We start from the raw sequence: 228 nt of genomic DNA on the forward strand, positions 1-228 counted from the left end.
TCCTAATGATTCTTCAAAAGAAGAAGACATTAATATGGATGATGAAGTGGAGGAATCAGAAACCACTGAAGAAGCTCATGCAGACACTCATGAAGAAGAAGTTGTAGAAGATGAAACAATAGTTGAAGAGCAAATATATCAAATGGATGGATCTACAGTAAGACCTATTGATGAGGAAACTCCTGGGAATGTGGTTTTATTAACAATAGATGATTCATTTAATGATGC

General features: G+C 34.6%; 1 protein-coding gene. It reads left to right on the top strand.

Annotated elements, in window-relative coordinates; all coding sequences use genetic code 11:
* The coding region (locus tag AOA62_RS31675) for a hypothetical protein (RefSeq protein WP_218244042.1) at positions 1-228 on the top strand (228 nt) is incomplete at both ends.

The sequence above is a fragment of the Pseudomonas sp. 2995-3 genome (assembly GCF_002742565.1).
Lineage (GTDB): Bacteria > Pseudomonadota > Gammaproteobacteria > Pseudomonadales > Pseudomonadaceae > Aquipseudomonas > Aquipseudomonas edaphica.